Source organism: Pseudomonas sp. KK18, from assembly GCF_037094675.1.
In the GTDB taxonomy this organism is placed as follows: Bacteria; Pseudomonadota; Gammaproteobacteria; order Pseudomonadales; family Pseudomonadaceae; genus Aquipseudomonas.
This window is the reverse complement of record NZ_CP146605.1, coordinates 1645897-1664974: the sequence shown is the minus strand read 5'-3', so window position 1 is coordinate 1664974 and position 19078 is coordinate 1645897. Positions and strand designations below refer to the sequence as shown.

The following is a 19078-nucleotide window of genomic DNA, read 5'->3' as shown; positions in this document are numbered from 1 at the left end:
CGGTCTTAAGCGAAACAAGCACTTTAAAAAGAACGCTGGAGACACAAGAAAATGCAAAACCCTTCACGGCCTGACTCTGCCCGCTCCAAAGTCGGCGCGGTCTTTCGCGTCACCTCCGGCAACTTTCTCGAACAGTTCGACTTCTTTCTGTTCGGTTTCTATGCCACCTATATCGCCGCCGCCTTCTTCCCTGCCGCTAATGAATTTGCGTCATTAATGATGACCTTCGCCGTGTTCGGCGCGGGCTTTTTGATGCGTCCGCTGGGGGCTATCATCCTCGGCGCGTACATCGATGATGTGGGCCGTCGCAAAGGCTTGATCGTGACCCTGGCGATCATGGCCAGTGGCACCCTGCTGATCGTGCTGGTGCCCGGCTATCACACCATTGGTTTGTGGGCACCGCTGCTGGTGCTGATGGGCCGGCTGTTGCAAGGTTTCTCGGCCGGTGCCGAACTGGGCGGCGTGTCGGTGTACCTGGCCGAAATGGCCACCCCGGGCCGCAAGGGTTTCTATACCAGTTGGCAATCGGGTAGCCAGCAGATCTCCATCGTGGTCGCGGCCGCCCTGGGTTATGGCCTGAACCAGTGGATGGAACCAGCCGTGGTTGCCGATTGGGGCTGGCGCATTCCGTTCGCCATCGGCTGCGTGATCATCCCGTTCATCTTCGTCCTGCGCCGCAACCTGCAGGAAACCGAAGAGTTCGCCAACCGCAAGCATCGCCCGACCATGCGCGAAGTGCTGGCCACCCTGGTGAAGAACTGGACCATCGTGATCGGCGGCATGATGATGGTGGCGATGACCACCACGGCCTTCTACCTGATCACCGTGTACGCACCCACCTTCGGCAAAACCGTACTCAACCTGACCACCGCCGACGCCCTGCTGGTGACCTTGCTGGTGGCCGTGTCGAACTTCATCTGGCTGCCCATCGGTGGCACCCTCAGTGACCGTTTTGGCCGCAAGCCGGTGCTGATCGCCATGACTGCTTTGACCGTGCTGACCGCTTACCCGGCACTTTCCTACGTGGTCAATGCGCCAAGCTTCGCGCACATGCTGGAAACCCTGCTGTGGTTCTCCTTCCTCTACGGCATGTACAACGGTGCCATGATCCCGGCCCTGACCGAGATCATGCCGGTGGAAGTGCGTGTGGCGGGCTTCTCCCTGGCCTATAGCCTGGCGACCGCGATCTTCGGCGGTTTTACCCCGGCGATTTCCACCTGGTTTATCCACGAGACGGGCGACAAGGCATCGCCCGCCTACTGGCTGATGTTCGCCGCGCTGTGCGCCCTGTGCGCGACGTTCGCGCTGTATCGCCGCGCCAGCGCCCGTCTGCAAGTTGCCTGAGGAGTCGCACTGATGAACCCCATGCTGAAAACACTGGCGGCACTGGCGATCGGTTCCCTGGCGATGGTCGCCCACGCCGAAGAGCTGAAAGTCATGACCTCCGGCGGCTTCACCGCTGCCTACAAGGTGCTGGGTGCGCAATACGCCACCCAGAGCGGCGACACCCTCGACACCATCCTCGGCCCGTCGATGGGCAAGGCGCCGGAAGCGATTCCCAACCGCCTGGCCCGTGGCGAACACGCCGACGTGGTGATCATGGTCGGCTACGCATTGGATGAGCTGATCAAGCAAGGCAAGGTCGACAAGGCGTCCCGGGTTGAACTGGCGGACTCGCGCATCGGCCTGGTGGTCAGGGAAGGCGCGGCCAAGCCCTCGATTGCCACCGATGCCGAACTGAAGACGGTACTGACCAACGCCAAATCCGTCGCGTACTCGGACAGCGCCAGCGGCGTCTACGTCGAAAAGGAACTGTTCAAGAAGCTCGGCATGCCGTCCAAGGGCACCATGATCGAACGCATCCCGGTGGCCTCACAGGTGGCCAAGGGTGATTACGAAGTGGGCTTGCAACAGGTGTCCGAACTGCTGCCGATTCCAGGCGTGACCTACGTCGGAAAGATCCCCGAAGACGTGCAGTCCGTCACCCGTTTTGCCGCCGGCATTCCGGTAAATGCGCAGCACCCGGCGCAGGCGAAAAAGCTTCTGCAATTCCTCGCCTCGCCCCAGGCGCAACCCGTGGTGCAATCCACCGGCCTGGATTCGGTCTCACACTGACCGGAACGGCATCTCCCGCGTCAACCGCTCCAGTTCCAGTGCCGCCGGCGTCAACGTACGCCCGCGGCGCTTGATCAATCCCACGTTGCGCACCACCTCCGGCTCCACCAGCGGCACGCTCGTCAGAATCGGATGTTCGCCGCCCGGCATCGCAATCGACGGCACCATCGCCACCCCAAGCCCCGCCTCCACCAGCCCGATCATGGTCGTCACGTGATGGGTTTCGCAGATGCTTGGTTTCTTCACCCGCACGCCGCGCAGGGCCTGGTCCAGCAGGAAGCGGTTGCCTGAGGTCTTGTCCACGGTGATGTAGTCGTGCTCGTACGCCTCGGCCCACGTCACACTGGCGCGGTCCGCCAGCGGATGCTCCCGGCGACAGGCCAGTACATAACGCTCCTGCAACAGCAGCTCGAACTCCACCCCGTCTGCCAGGCTGCCGCTGAAACTCACGCCGAAATCCGCCTCGCCACTTTCCACCGCCGCACACACCTCGCCCGCACTCGCGTCCAGGACCCGCAGGCGAATCTTCGGATAGAGCTTGTGGAATTCGGAGATCACGTGGGGCATGAAGTAGTACGCGGTGGACGGCACACAGGCGATGGTGACATTGCCCATGCGGGTCGAGGCGACGTTGCTGATGCCCATCAGGGCGATGTCCAGGTCATCGAGCATGCGCTCGACTTGCGGCAGGAACGCGCGGCCGACCATGGTCAGGCTGACCCGGCGCGTGGTGCGTTCGAAGAGTTTGACGTCGAGGGCGGATTCGAGCTTCTCGATACGCCGGCTGAGGGCCGGCTGGGAGATACGGATGGCTTCGGCCGCCGCACGGAAACTGCCCTTGTCTACGACGGCGCGGAAGGCCTGGAGGTCGTTGAGGTCGAAGTTGATGATCATCGAGTGGGCCGTTGGGTAGTCGCGGGAGAAAAACGCTCAGATGCAAAAAACCCAGCAACAGGCTGGGTTTTTCCGGTATCTGCCGTATACAAAAATCCTGCCTCTGCTAACAGCTCAGTGAGCTGGGCTTGATCATAGGTCTCGGGTATTAGGGCGTCAATTGTCGCAAAACTGGCATCAAGCTTCACACGCTCGCTGGCACCGTCAAAACCCTTGATCAGCAGGTCTACGTGAATCTGCACACCGTATAAGCGTTTCAGTTCAATGACCTCTTGATGCTGTCCGGCTTCCTACGTGCAAGTCAGCTTCTTCCTGTTTTTCCTGAAGCAAAGACACCTCTGCCCAGTTTGCCTAGAATCGCGCGTTCGACTCGTTATGACTAAGGATTAAGCCATGACCGCCCCAATCTCCAAAAGCACACCGCTGACTTGGTATGTTGAAAATTTCCCTGCATTCAGCGGCATCGTTACTCTACTCGCCGTTGTGTGGCTGCTTTGTTTCATCTACCGACGCTCCGGCTCTCTGTTGTTTCTGCGCGACTGGATTTGGCGTTTTTTTGGTGGGCAGCCGCACTTCGAAACCGAACGTTTCGAACGCATGCGCAAGGACCTCCGTGAGCTGGAGTACTACCGCTATGAGTTCAACATTCCTGCAAACACCTTGCAGGATGCAGACTCGGCTGAAGAGTGGATGTACAACAATGGATTCACCCCACGCGATTTCGGTCGAGTGAAGCGCTACATTGACTGGAGCGACTTCACTGCCTTGAGCTTCATCACCAGAAGGTTCGCGCAGTGGAGGACCAATTGCTGTTTCTTGTTGGCCATCGTGCTGCTGGCAGGCGTAGCGATCACTCCACCTTTGATTGAATCCGGGTATTTGATGGTGTCACTGAAAAACTCTCCGGAGTCGCCATCATTCTACCTCTCCGAAGAAAACGTGAAGTTCGGGATATGGTCCGACGCAAGGCTCACTGTTGAGCAATGTCGGTCATCAGGGTCTCTGCAAGCCTTCATCCTTCCCGGTCTGCCAGAAGAAAAGCTCGACGTCATCTGCTCATTTTTTATCGATAAAAACTACAGTAAATACGTGCGCGACGGTTTGAGCGAACAGCGCGGGCTCCTGCTGTGGTTCGCCTTGCTCTCGATGGGCGGGATGATCTGGCTGGTTATCCTTATCGCGCGAATGGAAGTCGCCCGTAAGCTATACCGCCAGTGGCTTGCCAGAGGGATCAGGTGATTCCCAGAGACGTTTCAGGTGGGGCACGATATGCAGCCCTCTTGCAGGTGACCACGACAATTAATTTATATTCAGATCTTTTCTATTCACGACTACCTACCGGCAGCGCACTCAATGGATAACACAATAAAAAGGACTTCCAACCCAGCGCCTCTCTATCGCGCGCTTCTTCTGGGTCTGTGGCTACTGGGGTTGCTCTGCCTTGCCACCCTGGGCTTCTTCGCCTGGCAAAGTTTCTATCCGGTCAGCGCTGCCAATAACTGGAGTGTGCAAGTGATCCACCGCAATGTGGAAAAGGCTGCGTCGCTGATGCCAATGCTTGACGGTTCGCTGATGGTCAGCCAGGAATTGAGCAACAGCCTTGGCAGTATCGTGCGCATCTTGCCCGACGGAAAACGCGAACAGGTGGTAGGAAATTTATCCAAACCGGATGGGATGGTCGCCACTCAAGGCGGTTGGGTATTCAGCCAGGAAGTGGACGGCGCGCCGGTCAGTTTCCTCAAGGACGGCGTCGTTACCGAGCTGTTCAAGGGCGACAGCGTGCAAGGGCTGTGGGACGACGGCGAGTTCCTTTACGCCATCGAAGACCGCAAGGTAGCTGCCCGCATACTGCGCTATCGCTGGAGCGACAAGACCTTGAGCGTCGTGCGTGACCAACTCAGCGAAGGCGAGTCGATCGTTCGCTGTACCGATGGGCGCATGCTCTACACGGAAAAGAAGAAGGGTGTGGTCCGCGAATTAACCGAGGACGGTAGCGATCCAGTGGTACTGAGCCAATTGAACAAACCCACCTTCCTGATGTGCGATGAACGCGGGTTATGGATCAACGAGGATTCCACCCACCGCGCGCGTTTGTTGTTGATCGACAAGCAAGGACGCCAGCAGACGATTCTGTCTTTCCTGAAGGCGCCACAGTCGATTGTGCGTACGACGAAGGGAACGTACCTGGTGGCCGAAGGGGGTCGTGACCGGATCCTGGAGCTGGTGCCATCCGTGGCACGACTAGACCCGGTTACAGCTGAAACCGCGCCACCGCCTCATTGAGCGACACGGCCAAGCGCGCCAGCTCTTGGCTCGACCCGTTGATCTGCCCTGCTCCCGAAGATGATTGCGCGGACAGGTCACGAATGTTGACGATGTTGCGATCCACTTCCTTGGCCACTTGCGCCTGCTCCTCGGCGGCGCTGGCGATGACCAGGTTGCGCTGGTGAATCTGGTCGATGGAGTCGGTGATCTGGCTCAAGGCTCCACCGGCGCCTTCGGCCAGGATCAAGGTTTCGCTGGCCCGCTGGGTGCTCGATTGCATTGAGGTCAGTGCCTCGCTGGAGCCACTGCGCATCGCGGTGACCATCTGGTCGATTTCCAGGGTCGATTGCTGGGTGCGATGGGCCAGCGCACGCACTTCGTCGGCCACCACGGCAAAGCCACGCCCGGACTCACCGGCACGCGCCGCCTCGATGGCGGCGTTCAGGGCCAACAGGTTGGTCTGCTCGGCGATGGAGCGAATCACATCGAGCACCTTGCCGATGTCCCGCGATTGATCGGCGAGGTTTTGCACCAGGCTCGAGGTTTCACCGATGTTGGTACTCAACGCCTGAATCGCGCTGACCGTCTCGCCGACGCGCTGCTGGCCATCGCGGGCCGTTTCATTGGAGAGCCGGGTGGATTCGGAAGTGGAGACTGCATTACGTGCCACCTCATCGGCGGCCGAAGTCATCTCGTTGACCGCGGTGGCGGCTTGCTCGATTTCAGCGGTCTGCTTTTGCAGGCTGCGGCTGCTCTGGTCGGTGATGCCGTTGAGGTCGGTGGCCGATGCGGCCATCTGCCCGGCCGACTGGCGAATCAGCTGCAAGGTACTGCGCAGGCTGCCTTGCATGGTCTGCAACGCCACCAGCAGGCGCGTCACTTCGTCATCGCCGGTCACTTCAACGGTTTGCGTCAGGTCGCCTTGGGCGACGTTTTCTGCGGCGCGCACCGCGTGGCTGAGCGGGCCGACAATGCTGCGCGTCAGCAACCAGGCCAGGGCCACGGTGCTCAACGCCGCCAGCAGCACGAAGCCGAAGACCATCGTGCGCGAGCGGCTGTACTGCAACTCGGCCGTCTGGCCCTGCAGGTTTATCTGGGCGTTGTAATAGTCGGCCAGGGCATTGAGCTGATTGCCGGAACCGTCGACCACGGTCTTCATGTCCACCAGCAGCAACTTGTTCAGCTCGGCGGTCTGCTGCTTGTCGGCGAGGATGAATGACTGAGTGAGACCTTGCTGATACTGACGCAGGGAGACCTGGAACTGATCATAAAGATTGCGTACCTCGGGGGTATCAATCACCGCATTCAGGTCGGCCAGTTTCTTCGTCAGATCCTGGCTGCGGGTGTCCATCTGGCTACGGTATTGCGAGAGGCTCGCGGGATTGGGATCAAGGGCCATGCGCAGGGAAATAGTGCGGATGCGCAGCATGATTTCGCGGATATCCGAGACCAGGCGCATTTTCGGCACCAGGCCACGTTCAACCTGCACGGCGCTTTCGCGGATGCTTGCCATGTTCGAGAGCGCAAAGAACCCCAACAGCGCCACGAGCAAGGCAATCAAGGCAAAACCGAGACCCGCACGGCGGGCGATGGACAGGCTGCGGAGCGACATGGCGATTGTTCTCATTATGGGCATACGACATCGTATGACAGAGTTTCGGCCAGTCAGGGCGGGACTTTAGGGGTGTCGACCAGAAGTTAAGAGATATAAATTATCGACGTAAAAGGCCCACGGGGCGGACGCGCCTTGAATGTATTTCCAAGGCAGTCCGGGGCGCTTTATTCAGCGGGTTACATTGACCACGCCTGCGCACTTGCAAAAAACGCCTGAGCATTACTGTCCAGCGTTTCCAGGTGATACCCGCCCTCCTGCACGATCACACACGGCAACCCCAATCCACGAATGCACTCCCCCAGCCGCGCAAATCCTTCCCGTGTCACCGCCACTTTGCTTTGCGGATCCAGCTCGTAGATATCGAACCCCAGCGACAACACCAGCACGTCCGCCGAGAAGTCCTTCACTGCCTTCAATGCCTGTTCCAGCTTTTGGAAAAACACCGCCTCACTCGCGCCATGCGCCATCGGCAGGTTGAGGTTGAAGCCTTCACCCGCAGCAGCGCCGCGCTCTTCGGCAAAGCCTGCAACACCCGGATAGAAGTTGGTCGGGTCGCCGTGAATCGACACGTACAGCACGTCATCACGCTCGTAGAAAATCTCCTGGATGCCTTGCCCGTGGTGCATGTCGGTGTCGAGTACGGCGACGCGCTCGAAGCCAGCGCGCAACGCCTGCGCCGCAACCGCCGCGTTGTTGATATAGCAGAACCCACCGGCTGCATCAAAACGCGCGTGGTGGCCTGGCGGGCGGCATAGCGCGTAGGCCGCGGGTGCGCCGTCGAGGATGTCCCGGGCGGCAGCGACGGCGCTTTGGGCGGACCAATAGGCCGAGCGCCAGGTGAGTTCGCCAATCGGGCAACTGCCGTCGGCGAGGTAGCGCGCCGCCTGGGCAAGGATGCCGCGCAGGGCGTTGGGCTCGCGCACGAAGATGTTGGACATGACTTCGTCGCCCCAGTCTTCGGGGATTTCTTTCCAGCGCTGGTGGGCTTCCTGGAGGAAGGCCAGGTAGGCCGCACCGTGCACAGCCAGCAGTGGATCAAGGCCGTGGTCGTGGGGTTGCTGGATGTCGAAGCCCAGGTTTTGCGCGGCCAGCAGCAGATTGCGGGCGCGCTCCGGGACTTCCTGCGGGGTACGCATCTGGCCACGGGAGTAGTAGCTGCGAGGATGGTGCAGGAGTTGTTCGGGGTGGAAATAAGTACGCATGGGATTTCTCCTGATGGGCACACATCTGCGGTTGAACACCGGACCTGTAGGAGCTGGCTTGCCTGCGATTGCGGTGGCTCAGATACAAATTTGTTGCCTGAACCACCGCTATCGCAGGCAAGCCAGCTCCTACATTTTGATCGTGTTCAACCTTGCAGAAATGTTTCATTAATTAGCCTGGCCGGCACGTTTCAACACGGCATTGAGCAATACATCGGTACCCTGGCGAACGTCCTCGGGCAGCACATCTTCGGCTTCGTTATGACTCAAGCCTCCCACGCACGGAATGAACACCATCGCCGTGGGGCAGAACCGCGCCAGGTGGATGGCGTCATGGCCAGCACCGCTGACAATCGATTGCTGGGCATAGCCCAACGCATCCACGGCGGACTGCACACAGGCGACACACTCGGCATCAAACGGTGTCGCCGGGCTGATCCAGTGCGGGCTGACGGTGACGCTCAGACCACGTTGGGCAGCGATATTCTGCAAGCGGGTGCGCACCTGTTGCTCCATGGCTTCTATGTCGGCGTCGCGGTGATGGCGCAGGTCGACGGTAAAATTCAGCAGGCCGGGAATGGTGTTGCGCGACGACTTGGCGATGCTCAATTCACCCACGGTCGTGAGGCCCTCAGGCGCAAAATCAGCCGCCAGGTTTTCCAGCGACTGGATCATCTGCGCGGCGCCGTACAAGGCGTCCTTGCGCAGTGGCATCGGCGTGGTCCCGGCATGGGCGGCCATGCCTTCCACGCGCACGTCGAGCCAGCGAATCGCCTGCCCACCGGTGACCACGCCAATGCTCTTGGCGTTGTCTTCCAGAATAGGACCTTGCTCGATGTGCGCTTCAAAATACGCATCCACCGCGCCACCCAAGGGGCGCTCGCCGTTGTAGCCGGTGCTGCGCAACGCATCCGCCACGCTGACACCGGCGACATCCCGGGTGGCCAGCGCGTTATCCAACGCCAAGGTGCCGGTGAACACGGCCGAGCCGAGCATGGCCGGGGTAAACCGGGCGCCCTCCTCGTTGGTCCACACCGCGATTTCCAGCGGTTTGCGGGTCTTGATGCCGTGGTCGTCGAGGCTGCGGATCACTTCCAGTCCGGCCAGCACACCATAGACGCCATCAAAACGCCCGCCTTCCGGCTGGGTGTCGAGGTGGCTGCCCATCATCACCGGCGCAGCTTCAGGGTCGGTGCCAGCCCGGCGGGCGAACAGGTTGCCGATGGCATCGACGCTCAGGGTCAGCCCGGCATCCTCACACCAGCGGCTGAACAGTGCGCGGCCGGCCTGGTCTTCGGCGCTCAACGCCAGGCGGCAACTGCCACCGCGGGCCGTGGCGCCGATCTCGGCCATGGCCATCAGGCTGGCCCACAGGCGCTCGCCATCAATCTTCAACATACACATTCTCCAATCAAACGCTTCAAGCCATTTCAAGACGGTGGGCGGTGGCGTGACGCCGGGACAACGCAAGTACGCACAGCAGCGAAACCGCCGCGATCGCGCTGTAGAACACAGCCATCGGCCACCACTGGCCCTGGTATTCATGGGCCAGCCAGGTGCCGATCAACGGCGTGAGGCCACCGGCCAGCGCGCCGCACACTTGATAGGCCAGGGAGATGGCGGTGTAGCGCACGCGGGTTTCGAACAAGCCGCTGACGAAGCCTGCAATCACCGCATAAAACGAGGCCATGCACACCACGGCCAGGGCGATGCCGAGGATGATCAATGGCGCCTGGCCGCTGCTGACAAGCACGAACATCGGATAAGGCGAGGCCATCGCAAGCACGCTCATCGCACACAGAAAGCGTGTGGCACCGACCTTCTCCGCCACCCAGGCCGCCAGCGGCTGGACACAGAACTGGATGATGGCCACGACAAACAGGCATTCCAGAATCAACGAGCGCGGCAGGTTAAGTTGCTGGGTGGTGTAGGCAATCATGAAGGTGTTGGTGAAATACACCCCGGCAATCCCCAGGGTGTTGGCACCGATGCACAGCAGCAGCGGGCGCCAGGCCGTTTTCAGCACTTCGATCACCGGGGCCTGATCCTGGGTGATGGCCCGGGCCTTTTCTGCCTTGGCTTTGTCTTCCAGGAACTCAGGCGATTCGTTGACGCCCAGGCGGATTGCCAGACCGACGATCAACAACAAGGCACTGGCCAGGAACGGCACGCGCCAGCCCCAACTGAGCAGGTCGGCCTCCGGCAAACGGGTTACCGCACTGAAGGCCAGCAACGACAGGATCAAACCCGCCGGGCTGCCCAACTGTGCAAAGGAGGCAAAGAAATTGCGACGGCCTTTGGGTGCATGTTCGCCGGCCATCAGCACCGCCCCGCCCCACTCGCCGCCAACGGCGATGCCCTGCACGATACGCAGCAGCACCAGCAACACCGGCGCCGCGACGCCGATCTGCGCGTAGGTCGGCAACAGGCCGATACATACGGTGACCACGCCCATCATCACCAAGGTGATCACCAGGGATTTCTTGCGACCGATACGGTCACCGATATGCCCAAACACTATCCCGCCCAATGGCCGGGCGAAAAAGCCCACGGCAAAGGTGCCGAACGCGGCCATGGTGCTGAACAGTTTGTCGTCGGAAGGGAAGAACAATTGACCGAACACCAGCGCGGCGGCGGTGGCGTAGATGTAAAAGTCGTACCACTCGATCATGGTGCCGATGAAAGCGGCGGCCGCGGCACGGCGCGGCTGCGGCGAAGCGGAAGGCTTCATGGGGCTGGCTCCTTTGGTTATTTTTTTGGCAGGAGAAAGGTCTGGCGCACGCGCTCTGATGGCGCTGGTTGAGGGTGATTTTTCGTCTCGGCCCTATGATTAGTCAATTTTCTATTTATTATTCCGATTATAAATCCTGCTTATTATCGAGCTGTCGACATGCCTGAAAACCGCCGCGATGTTCATCCGCTGCTCAATGACCGCCTGGACTGGAACCTGTTGCGCACCTTCAGGGTGATCGGCCAGGAGTTGAGCATCAGTCGCGCCGCCGCCCGCCTGCACCTCACCCAGCCGGCCATCAGCCAGGCGCTCAAGCGCCTGGAAGAACAGCTCGACTGCCAGTTGATCGCCCGGCGCGGCCCGCGCTTCGTGCTGACCGAAGCCGGCGAGCAGATTTTCGCGATCGCCGGCGAGATGTATGGCCAGGTCTCGCAGATGAGCAACGCCCTGCAAAAGCCTGGCGACGAGGTGCTTGGCAAAGTGCGGTTGCTGATGATCAGCCGGATCAGTTCGGACACCTTTGATGACTTCCTGGCGGACTTCCATCGCCAGCATCCCCGGGTCGACCTGGACGTTGAGGTGATGCGCAGCTCTGACATCGTCGCCGCCCTGCTGGAGAAAACCGCGACGCTGGGCCTGAGCCTCAATCGCCGGCCGCAACCACGGCTGGAGCAGCACCTGTTCCTGCGTCAGCGTTATGCATTTTTTTGCGGGCGGCATCACCCGTTGTTCGGACGCACCGGGCTGGCGGAGGGAGATTTGCAGTCGGAGAACTTCGTGAGTTTTACCAGCGACCAGATCGGCGGGATGCTCTCGCCGTTGACGATCTTTCGCGACCAGCAGGGCTTCAGCGGGCGCATCGTGGCGTCGTCCTCCAGCCTGGAGGAAGTGCGGCGCCTGGTGATTGCCGGGTTTGGCCTGGGCTGCCTGCCGATTCATGTGGTGGCCGAGGATGTGAAGCATGGGTTGCTCTGGCGCTTGCCGCCAGACGAAGGGATTACCGACGTGGATATCCACCTGCTGTGGAACCGTGAGCAGAAGATGAGCCGGGCGGAGACGGTGTTTATCGAAAGCCTGTCGGCACGGTTGGCCGCAGAATAAATGGCGTGATATGCAAGTCACTTGGCGGCCTCTTGCTAGTGTATGAGAGAGGCCCGTCGACCATCATTCGTTCACAAGTTACTCCCGCAGTCTCAAACGAAGAGGTGTTCGAATGTCCAGGATATGGTTTATCACCGGCAGTTCCCGCGGCCTCGGCCGCTCGATTACCGTAGCCGCCCTGCGCGCCGGTGATCGTGTGGTTGCCACCGCGCGCAATCCCAAGCAGTTGGATGACTTGGTGGCCGAATACGGCGAGGCGATTTATCCGGTCACGCTGGACGTGACCAATAACCAGCAGGTGCTGGAAGCGGTGGATGCCGCGGTGAAACATTTTGGTCGCCTGGATGTGGTGGTCAATAACGCCGGCTACGGTGACCTGGCGTCGGTGGAAGATGTGACGCTGGAGGATTTTTCCGCGCAGATCAACACCAACTTCTATGGTGTGGTGCACGTGAGCAAGGCGGTGGTGCCGGTGCTGCGCGCCCAGGGCCGTGGGCATATCTTCCAGGTATCGTCGTTGGGTGGCCGCATCGGCATGGCCGGCCTGGCCGCGTATCAGAGTGCGAAATGGGCAGTCGGTGGATTTTCCACAGTACTGGCACAGGAAGTCACACCACTGGGCATCCAGGTGACCGTGCTGGAGCCGGGCGGCATGCGCACGGACTGGTCGGGCAGTTCCATGACGATTCCGGCCATCAGTGAGCCCTACCAACAAACGGTCGGCGCCCTGGTTGAATTGCTCAACTCCCCCGGCATCCTGCCGACGGGTCCGGACCGGGTTGCCGAAATCGTGCTGGAGCTGGCACTGAACAAAGACGCCCCGCTACGCTTGCTGATCGGCAGCGATGCCGTGCAATACGCCGCCCGGGCAGCGGCAGACTTGGCCGAGTCGGATAAGAAGTGGCATGACCTCAGCGTGTCAGCCTCGGATTAATCTCACGCTTTTGAAAAAGGTGCCGCATGCCTGACGTGACCCAACCCCGTTTCAACATACCGGATGTGTTCTGGCTGGCGCTGCAGAGCGTCGGGCTGGAGCCGTCGGTGGTGTTGCGTCAGGCACGCTTGCCCATGACCCTGCATATCCGCGAGCGGCGAGACCGGCGGCAGGTGACGACGCTGGAGTTCTTTCGCTTGTGGGAGGCGGTGCGCATACTTAATCCTGATCCGGCTGTCGGGATATTACTGGTGACGCGGCTGGATATCACCGCGCTTCCACCCTCCAGCTTTGCCGCTTTTATCGCCCGGGATTATCGCGATGGCCTGCACCGCCTCGCCCGCTTCAAGCAATTGTGCACACCCGAGCGCCTGCTGGTTTGCGAGGATGGCCGTGCCTGTACGGTGACCATCGACTGGTTGCACACGCCAGAATTACCGCCTGCGCTGCTGGTGGATGCGGCGTTTGCGACGTTTGTTGAATTGGGGCGACGGGGAGCACGGACGCAGATCACTCCCCTGCAGGTCGAACTGGTTCGCCCGGACGATGGCAGCCGTGCACTGGCCGAGTTTTTCGGCTGCCCCGTGCATTTTGGTGCCGGGCGCAACGCGCTGATACTGGACGCAGCCGATCTGGACCGACCTTTTCCGGGGTACAACCCGCAAATGCTCGAAATGCTGAACCCGGGCCTGGTGGCAGCGCTTGCCGAGGCCTCGACACCGGCCAGCATCAGCCATCAGGTCAAGATCACCCTCAAGCGCTTCCTGGCCAGTGGCCGCCCCGAGATGGTCGAGGTAGCGCGGGAGCTGGGCATGAGCGAACGCACGTTGCAACGGCGCATTACCGAGGCAGGCACCAGTTTCAGGCAACTGATGCTGGAAACCCGCCAGGAAGTGGTGCGGCATCTGCTCACCGAGCCGTCGATTGAGATAGACGAGATCGCGTGCCTGGTGGGCTATGAAGATACCAACTCGTTTTATCGTGCGTTTCGTTCCTGGGAGGGGACGACGCCGGCTCGGTGGCGGGCGTTGCAGACGCCCTCATCGTCTCATTGAAGCTATGCCGACAAAGCCTTCTCGGCACTGCGCGCCATGATCTGCAAATCCTCGAACGGGTTTCTGCCAATCAACATGAACGCATGGGACGGGCTGGACCAAAACACCACGTTCATGCCCCGGCGCTGTTCGGTGGCCATGGCCACCGCACCTTTTTTCGCCGCCGTAATGCACAGCGCCAGCGGGCCGTGGCGCGCGTCGAGGTAGGTCAGTTGGCCGATCAGTACGCCGTCATAATCGAGGATTTGTGCGCGGCGAAATTCGGCGCCAGGCAGGTGTACTGCATCCGGGTTCAACGGCAGGCCGAGCTGGGTCCCGACCGAACTCAGCTGGGCGATATGGGCGTCGGGATCGGCGCTGAGGTTTTCCAGGGTCTGGGGCGTATACAGCGCCATGTATTCGGCAACCGAGGCACGCCAGCCCGAACCGGGCTCAGGCCGGGGCCAGGTCATGAACAAGCGATCAGCGACCACACCGGCCACCGCAAAGCTTGCTGCTACCGCGAGAAATTTGCGTCGACTCAGGGTGGGTGTTTGTGTCGGCGGCAAGGCATCGAGCATCACCTGCAAACGCTCTGTAGGGGCTTGATCGAGAACCGAATCGAAGGCTGATTTGAACGGCAAGTGGCCGCGCTTGAGCAGCTCCAAGCGGGCGGTCACGGCAGGATCGATCCCCAGCAGGTTATCGATAACCTGACGCTGCTGAGGGTCTAACTCACCGTCCAGGTAAGCCACCAGCAGTTCATCCGACGGTGGTGTATTTTGAGTCATCGTCGTTCTCCGCTCGATTTATCCAACAAGCCGCTTGAGTGCGCAGTTTCAGCCAGCTTCATGCGCGCAGCGGCCAACCGGCTCATCACCGTTCCTACGGGAATATGCAGGACTTCGGCAATTTCCTTGTATGAGAGGCCTTCGACGTAGGCCAGAAAAACAGTCTCCCGCTGCGCTTCGGGCAATGCATTGACGCGCTTGATCACCTGTGCGGCCAGGACCTGGTCCTGAGCCAGGGCTTCACCGTCGAACGACAACGCCTGCTCGGCGTCGACAAACCCCTGCCCTTGCCGTACTCGCTGGGCGCGCAATTCGTTAAGCCAGATCGAATGCATGATCGTCAGCAACCAGCGGTCCAGCCGCGTGCCAGCCACGAACTGGCCTGCACGCTCCAACGCCCGCACGCAGGTGGCTTGCACCAGGTCATCAGCCACATGCTTTTGTCGCGACAGCACCAGCCCGTATCGCCATAAACGTGGCAACAGCTGGCTCAACTCTCGGCGCAACTCAGCGTCTGTGGTGATGGCGCTCTCCCCGCTGTTCGCTCACAGCTTCAAGCCTGAGGCGCGGCGGCGATGGCTTCAGCCAGGTCTTCGTACTCTTCGCAGGTGGTGCTGCACAACGCCTTGATCTTCACCAGTTGCTCCTGGGCCAGGTCCACACGGCCCTTGATGACGTAGGCCTCCCCCAGGTACTCACGGACTTGTGCGTAGTTGGGGTCCAGTGCCACGGACTTCAGGTAGTAGCTGATGCCTTCATCGGTGCGCCCCAGTTTGCGGGTGGCGTAGCCGCGGTAGTTCAGGGCCTTGGCGGTGTTCGGGTTGTGCAGGGTGTCGAGCAGTGACAGGGCTTCTTCGTAACGCCCGTCCTTGGCCAGGCGGTAGGCGTAGTCGGTGCGGTCGGCGTCCGACGTGGCCTTGCTGGTTTGCAGCACGCACTTGCCAGTCTTGGTATCCCAGACCTGGCCTTTGGGGCAGTTGGGCTTGGGCGGCGCCGATTCGTCACCGGAGGCATGGGCCTGGCCGGCCAATAGCGCGGCGGCCATACAGGCGCCAAAGAACAAAGCGGTGCGGTAACCAACGGCGTGCTCGGGACGATTCTTCATGGCATTCATGCTCCGTAACGATAGGGAAAGTACAGCAGCAAACTCAGTAGGGAAGATCGCCACGAGGGGCCGGCAGCATGCGGCGCAACGTGCTGTCGCGCTGGATGTAGTGATGCCACAGCGCGGCGCAGGCATGCAGCCCGGCGAGTACGATGATCGCCCAGGCGACATTGTTGTGCAGGCCACCCAGGGTGCCTCGCAATTCGTGATCAATCACAAAAGGTGCTGGCACCGGGAACAGTCCGAAAAAGTTGAAGGGCTCGCCCTGAGCCCAGCGGAACAGGAAGCCCAGGGTCACCTGCGTCAGTAACAACAGGTATAGACAGCCGTGGGCGATTTTGGCGGCCACGTTAAGCGCAGGGTGATTGTCGGCCTTTGGGTGATTGCCGCCGAACACACGCCAGAGGATACGTGCAGCGATCAGCACCGCCATGGCGATGCCCAGGGAGATATGGACCGATTGCAGGCCCTTGCGCAGTGGCGTGCCTTTTTCCAGGTTTTCCCAGACGTGGGCGCTGGCGAACATGAAGATCACCAGGGCGGCGGTCAGCCAGTGGAAGGTGCGGGTCAGGCGGTCGTAGCGGTCGGCGGGATTGTTCATGGGCGCTTCCTGAGTGGTCTGTGTGGTGAACACCGCAGCAGGAAAACTTATTCAGAGGGATGGAAAATTTACAGATTAGACTTGTTTATTTTCCAACCCCGCATCCTTGGTCAAAATATGCGAACTAAATGCTAGAAACTCATCCAGGTGTTTTGTAATGATCGCTACAGTAATCGGCAATTGAAGCGTCTGGTACTCGTGAACAGCAATGTTACGGAACCCGACCATGTTCTTCAGGTTGGTCAGCAACGCAGGATTGACCCAACCGCCCTGACATAACAACTCAAACACGTCACGAGCTCCTTGTGGAACACCCAGGCGCTCACGACGAATCAAGTGTTGGCCCATGTCCAGCGCTGCCTCACAGGCACGCTGAATATTAAAAATCGCCGCATCCTGGCGCGTGAAATCTGTGGCGAAGCTGGTGGGATCCTTATCGTATTCCTGACGGGCGCGAGCAACGCACCGCTCAATGCTGGCTGCTTTATTGATGAGAACATCATCGACCATAAACTTTCCCTTCCTTCTGGATATCCGCCAACAACTCAGCCCTTGCCGTGTCCAGCGCGGTTTTTTCGCTCAGGACGTAGCTCTCGAATAGACCCGCCTGGACGTTCCCGGACCAGAGCCGACGCCCAGTGGTCAATACTTGGTATTGCATTACCGTTGAGGCTGCGCGCAAATCAAGCAAGTCGACGGGAACTCCAACGATATCGGCCAACTCCCCAGAAAGCTGCCATAGCAATAAAGGCTCGACCACTCCCGCAGAAAGGACCGCAACATCCAGATCACTCTCACTACCTGCCTCACCCGTCACTTGGCTACCGAACACATACACAGCCAATAGCTCGGGAACTTCAGCCTGCAAATGCGCCAGTACTTTTTTAAAATTCATGACCGATGTCCGAAGCGCCAATTAACGAAGACCGTAGCAGAATTCATTATGCAGTTTCTGACTGAAAGCAAAAAACCCCCGACAACATTGAAGTTATCGGGGGTTTTTCATTTTTCAATAATGGCGGAGAGATAGGGATTCGAACCCTAGGTACCGGTGAAGGTACAACGGATTTCGAATCCGTCCCATTCGGCCACTCTGGCATCTCTCCAACGGCGCGCATCATAACAGCCTGTTTCCTGGAAGCAAAGCGCCAAAGCGATTTTTTTCCGTGCTATCAGATGCTTGCGTCGGTTACAGCGGTACGCCGAGACGATTGGCGACTTCTTCGTAGGCTTCGATGACATCACCGAGGCCCTGGCGGAAGCGGTCTTTATCCATCTTCTTGCGAGTGTCTTTGTCCCACAGGCGGCAGCCGTCCGGGCTGAATTCGTCGCCCAGGACGATGGAGCCGTCGTGGAACACGCCGAATTCCAGTTTGAAGTCCACCAGCAGCAGGCCGGCGTCGTCGAACAGTTTGCTCAGGACGTCGTTGACCTTCAGCGACAGCTCCTTCATGCGAGCCAGTTGCTCAGCGGTGCCCCAACCAAATGCCACCACGTGGGATTCGTTGATGAACGGGTCACCCTTGGCGTCGTCTTTCAGGAACAGCTCGAAGGTGTAGGGGTTGAGCTTGAGGCCCTCCTCCACGCCCAAACGCTTCACCAGGCTGCCGGCCGCATAGTTACGCACGACGCACTCGACCGGGATCATGTCGAGTTTTTTCACCAGGCATTCGTTGTCGCCCAGCAGTTTGTCGAATTGGGTCGGAATGCCGGCCGCTTCGAGTTTCTGCATGATGAAGGCGTTGAACTTGTTGTTCACCATGCCTTTGCGGTCGAGCTGTTCGATGCGCTTGCCGTCGAACGCCGAGGTGTCGTTACGAAACAGCAGGATCAAGCGGTTGGCGTCGTCGGTCTTGTAAACCGATTTGGCTTTGCCGCGGTAGAGTTCTTCACGTTTTTCCATGATGGGCTCCGCTTGCTAAGTAGGTGGGCTAGGCGATGTGTCGCCAGTCGAGCCCTGAATCTTGATCGGCCAGTTGCAGCCAGTCCGGGTCGCACCCAAGGGTATCGACAAAACATTGCCGGGCCAGCTGCGGCAGGTTGTTCTTGCTGCTCAGGTGGGCCAGGACCAGGTGTTGCAGGTCTTGCCAGCCCAACTCATACACCAGGTACGCCGCCTGGTGGTTGTTCAAATGTCCAAACTGCCCGCCGACCCGCTGCTTGAGAAAGGCCGGGTAGTGGCCACGCGCAAGCAGGTCACGGCAGTGGTTGGACTCGATCATCAATGCGTCGAGGTCGCGATAACCGTCCAGCACCTTGGCGCAGTACGAACCCAGGTCGGTGAGCAGGCCGAAGCGCCGCTCACCGTCACTGAATACGTATTGCGTCGGTTCCTGGGCATCGTGGGCCACTTCAATCACATCGATGCTCAAGGCACCGATCTGCAATTGCTCACCACCGGCCAGCAAACCTGCAGGTTCGATCGGTTTGCGCATCCCGCGCAAGGTACCGCGACTCAGGTACACCGGAAGATTGTAGCGCCGAGACAGCAAACCCACGCCATGCACGTGGTCGGCATGTTCGTGGGTCACCAGAATCGCGCTCAGCTGCGCGGGGTGAACCCCCAGGCGCAGCAGGCGCCGCTCGGTTTCCCGCAGGGAGAAACCACAATCAACCAGGACGTACGTGTCGTCATGGGCTACAAGCGTGCCGTTCCCTTGGCTACCGCTGCCGAGAACGGCAAAACGCAT

General features: G+C 60.0%; 21 protein-coding genes and 1 tRNA gene. 7 read left to right on the top strand and 15 right to left on the bottom strand.

What is annotated here, in order from left to right:
• The first annotated feature begins 51 nt into the window (after positions 1 to 51).
• Positions 52 to 1344, top strand: a complete 1293-nt coding sequence (locus tag V6607_RS07435; RefSeq protein WP_003211917.1) for an MFS transporter — start codon at positions 52 to 54, stop codon at positions 1342 to 1344.
• Positions 1345 to 1356: 12 nt separating this feature from the next.
• The gene (locus tag V6607_RS07430) at positions 1357 to 2115 is read left to right on the top strand and encodes a substrate-binding domain-containing protein (protein ID WP_003211919.1); all 759 of its coding nucleotides are present in this window, start codon (positions 1357 to 1359) and stop codon (positions 2113 to 2115) included.
• Here V6607_RS07430 and V6607_RS07425 read toward each other — a convergent pair.
• Positions 2107 to 3009, bottom strand: coding sequence for a LysR family transcriptional regulator (locus tag V6607_RS07425; RefSeq protein WP_008437881.1), 903 nt, complete (start codon positions 3007 to 3009; stop codon positions 2107 to 2109). The two genes, V6607_RS07430 and V6607_RS07425, sit on opposite strands and share 9 nt — an antisense overlap.
• On the bottom strand, positions 3006 to 3251 hold the full coding sequence (locus tag V6607_RS07420; RefSeq protein ID WP_008437880.1) for a hypothetical protein: 246 nt from the start codon (positions 3249 to 3251) through the stop codon (positions 3006 to 3008). The genes V6607_RS07425 and V6607_RS07420 overlap by 4 nt, the downstream gene beginning before the upstream one ends.
• Positions 3252 to 3402: 151 nt before the next feature.
• Between V6607_RS07420 and V6607_RS07415 the strand changes: the two genes are divergently transcribed.
• A complete protein-coding gene (locus V6607_RS07415) occupies positions 3403 to 4248 on the top strand; it encodes a DUF6216 family protein (RefSeq protein WP_003211924.1) in 846 nt (281 codons plus the stop codon).
• Between the two features lie 192 nt (positions 4249 to 4440).
• Positions 4441 to 5292 carry a hypothetical protein gene (locus tag V6607_RS07410; protein WP_003211926.1) on the top strand — a complete coding sequence of 284 codons (852 nt, stop codon included), beginning with the start codon at positions 4441 to 4443 and terminating at the stop codon, positions 5290 to 5292.
• Here the strand turns inward: V6607_RS07410 and V6607_RS07405 are convergent.
• The 4 genes from V6607_RS07405 to V6607_RS07390 form a co-directional block, all read right to left on the bottom strand.
• A complete protein-coding gene (locus V6607_RS07405) occupies positions 5261 to 6886 on the bottom strand; it encodes a methyl-accepting chemotaxis protein (RefSeq protein ID WP_134325895.1) in 1626 nt (541 codons plus the stop codon). The genes V6607_RS07410 and V6607_RS07405 overlap by 32 nt on opposite strands.
• A gap of 179 nt (positions 6887 to 7065) precedes the next feature.
• Positions 7066 to 8091 carry a histone deacetylase family protein gene (locus V6607_RS07400; RefSeq protein WP_102604241.1) on the bottom strand — a complete coding sequence of 342 codons (1026 nt, stop codon included), beginning with the start codon at positions 8089 to 8091 and terminating at the stop codon, positions 7066 to 7068.
• Between the two features lie 168 nt (positions 8092 to 8259).
• Positions 8260 to 9489, bottom strand: a complete 1230-nt coding sequence (locus V6607_RS07395; RefSeq protein ID WP_134325894.1) for a Zn-dependent hydrolase — start codon at positions 9487 to 9489, stop codon at positions 8260 to 8262.
• 22 nt (positions 9490 to 9511) lie between these two features.
• On the bottom strand, positions 9512 to 10822 hold the full coding sequence (locus V6607_RS07390; RefSeq protein WP_003211933.1) for an MFS transporter: 1311 nt from the start codon (positions 10820 to 10822) through the stop codon (positions 9512 to 9514).
• Between the two features lie 159 nt (positions 10823 to 10981).
• Between V6607_RS07390 and V6607_RS07385 the strand changes: the two genes are divergently transcribed.
• The 3 genes from V6607_RS07385 to V6607_RS07375 all read left to right on the top strand — a co-directional run bounded on the left by V6607_RS07385 (position 10982) and on the right by V6607_RS07375 (position 13912).
• Positions 10982 to 11923 carry a LysR family transcriptional regulator gene (locus V6607_RS07385; RefSeq protein WP_003211934.1) on the top strand — a complete coding sequence of 314 codons (942 nt, stop codon included), beginning with the start codon at positions 10982 to 10984 and terminating at the stop codon, positions 11921 to 11923.
• A 112-nt stretch (positions 11924 to 12035) separates the two neighbouring features.
• Positions 12036 to 12857: an SDR family NAD(P)-dependent oxidoreductase gene (locus V6607_RS07380; RefSeq protein WP_134325893.1), complete on the top strand. Its 822-nt coding sequence runs from the start codon at positions 12036 to 12038 to the stop codon at positions 12855 to 12857.
• Positions 12858 to 12883: 26 nt separating this feature from the next.
• Positions 12884 to 13912: an AraC family transcriptional regulator gene (locus V6607_RS07375; RefSeq protein WP_134325892.1), complete on the top strand. Its 1029-nt coding sequence runs from the start codon at positions 12884 to 12886 to the stop codon at positions 13910 to 13912.
• 2 nt (positions 13913 to 13914) lie between these two features.
• Here the strand turns inward: V6607_RS07375 and V6607_RS07370 are convergent, their stop codons facing one another.
• The 9 genes from V6607_RS07370 to V6607_RS07330 form a co-directional block, all read right to left on the bottom strand.
• A complete protein-coding gene (locus tag V6607_RS07370) occupies positions 13915 to 14682 on the bottom strand; it encodes a transcriptional regulator (RefSeq protein WP_134325891.1) in 768 nt (255 codons plus the stop codon).
• Positions 14679 to 15176: an RNA polymerase sigma factor gene (locus tag V6607_RS07365; protein ID WP_003211943.1), complete on the bottom strand. Its 498-nt coding sequence runs from the start codon at positions 15174 to 15176 to the stop codon at positions 14679 to 14681. The genes V6607_RS07370 and V6607_RS07365 overlap by 4 nt, the downstream gene beginning before the upstream one ends.
• Positions 15177 to 15235: 59 nt before the next feature.
• Complete coding sequence (locus V6607_RS07360; RefSeq protein WP_003211945.1) at positions 15236 to 15787, bottom strand: tetratricopeptide repeat protein; 552 nt, start codon at positions 15785 to 15787, stop codon at positions 15236 to 15238.
• 43 nt (positions 15788 to 15830) lie between these two features.
• Positions 15831 to 16388 (bottom strand): cytochrome b, encoded by a 558-nt coding sequence (locus tag V6607_RS07355; protein WP_087692600.1) that lies wholly within the window; start codon positions 16386 to 16388, stop codon positions 15831 to 15833.
• A 75-nt stretch (positions 16389 to 16463) separates the two neighbouring features.
• Positions 16464 to 16898, bottom strand: coding sequence for a DUF86 domain-containing protein (locus V6607_RS07350; RefSeq protein WP_008437859.1), 435 nt, complete (start codon positions 16896 to 16898; stop codon positions 16464 to 16466).
• On the bottom strand, positions 16888 to 17283 hold the full coding sequence (locus V6607_RS07345) for a nucleotidyltransferase domain-containing protein (RefSeq protein ID WP_087692601.1): 396 nt from the start codon (positions 17281 to 17283) through the stop codon (positions 16888 to 16890). Before V6607_RS07345 ends, V6607_RS07350 begins: the two co-directional genes overlap by 11 nt.
• Before the next feature lie 121 nt (positions 17284 to 17404).
• Positions 17405 to 17494: transfer RNA gene (locus tag V6607_RS07340), tRNA-Ser, on the bottom strand.
• 83 nt (positions 17495 to 17577) lie between these two features.
• Positions 17578 to 18291 carry a phosphoribosylaminoimidazolesuccinocarboxamide synthase gene (gene purC, locus V6607_RS07335; protein WP_003211975.1) on the bottom strand — a complete coding sequence of 238 codons (714 nt, stop codon included), beginning with the start codon at positions 18289 to 18291 and terminating at the stop codon, positions 17578 to 17580.
• Positions 18292 to 18319: 28 nt separating this feature from the next.
• The gene (locus V6607_RS07330; RefSeq protein ID WP_003211977.1) at positions 18320 to 19078 is read right to left on the bottom strand and encodes an MBL fold metallo-hydrolase; all 759 of its coding nucleotides are present in this window, start codon (positions 19076 to 19078) and stop codon (positions 18320 to 18322) included.

Coding starts and splice junctions, on each gene's coding strand:
- V6607_RS07360 (WP_003211945.1), bottom strand. CDS start 15,787: ATGAAGAATCGTCCCGAGCACGCCGTTGGTTACCGCACCGCTTTGTTC.
- V6607_RS07400 (WP_102604241.1), bottom strand. CDS start 8,091: ATGCGTACTTATTTCCACCCCGAACAACTCCTGCACCATCCTCGCAGC.
- V6607_RS07390 (WP_003211933.1), bottom strand. CDS start 10,822: ATGAAGCCTTCCGCTTCGCCGCAGCCGCGCCGTGCCGCGGCCGCCGCT.
- V6607_RS07425 (WP_008437881.1), bottom strand. CDS start 3,009: ATGATCATCAACTTCGACCTCAACGACCTCCAGGCCTTCCGCGCCGTC.
- V6607_RS07435 (WP_003211917.1), top strand. CDS start 52: ATGCAAAACCCTTCACGGCCTGACTCTGCCCGCTCCAAAGTCGGCGCG.
- V6607_RS07385 (WP_003211934.1), top strand. CDS start 10,982: ATGCCTGAAAACCGCCGCGATGTTCATCCGCTGCTCAATGACCGCCTG.
- V6607_RS07430 (WP_003211919.1), top strand. CDS start 1,357: ATGAACCCCATGCTGAAAACACTGGCGGCACTGGCGATCGGTTCCCTG.
- V6607_RS07345 (WP_087692601.1), bottom strand. CDS start 17,283: ATGAATTTTAAAAAAGTACTGGCGCATTTGCAGGCTGAAGTTCCCGAG.
- V6607_RS07380 (WP_134325893.1), top strand. CDS start 12,036: ATGTCCAGGATATGGTTTATCACCGGCAGTTCCCGCGGCCTCGGCCGC.
- V6607_RS07330 (WP_003211977.1), bottom strand. CDS start 19,078: ATGCGTTTTGCCGTTCTCGGCAGCGGTAGCCAAGGGAACGGCACGCTT.
- V6607_RS07370 (WP_134325891.1), bottom strand. CDS start 14,682: ATGACTCAAAATACACCACCGTCGGATGAACTGCTGGTGGCTTACCTG.
- V6607_RS07405 (WP_134325895.1), bottom strand. CDS start 6,886: ATGTCGCTCCGCAGCCTGTCCATCGCCCGCCGTGCGGGTCTCGGTTTT.
- V6607_RS07375 (WP_134325892.1), top strand. CDS start 12,884: ATGCCTGACGTGACCCAACCCCGTTTCAACATACCGGATGTGTTCTGG.
- purC (WP_003211975.1), bottom strand. CDS start 18,291: ATGGAAAAACGTGAAGAACTCTACCGCGGCAAAGCCAAATCGGTTTAC.
- V6607_RS07395 (WP_134325894.1), bottom strand. CDS start 9,489: ATGTTGAAGATTGATGGCGAGCGCCTGTGGGCCAGCCTGATGGCCATG.
- V6607_RS07350 (WP_008437859.1), bottom strand. CDS start 16,898: ATGGTCGATGATGTTCTCATCAATAAAGCAGCCAGCATTGAGCGGTGC.
- V6607_RS07415 (WP_003211924.1), top strand. CDS start 3,403: ATGACCGCCCCAATCTCCAAAAGCACACCGCTGACTTGGTATGTTGAA.
- V6607_RS07355 (WP_087692600.1), bottom strand. CDS start 16,388: ATGAACAATCCCGCCGACCGCTACGACCGCCTGACCCGCACCTTCCAC.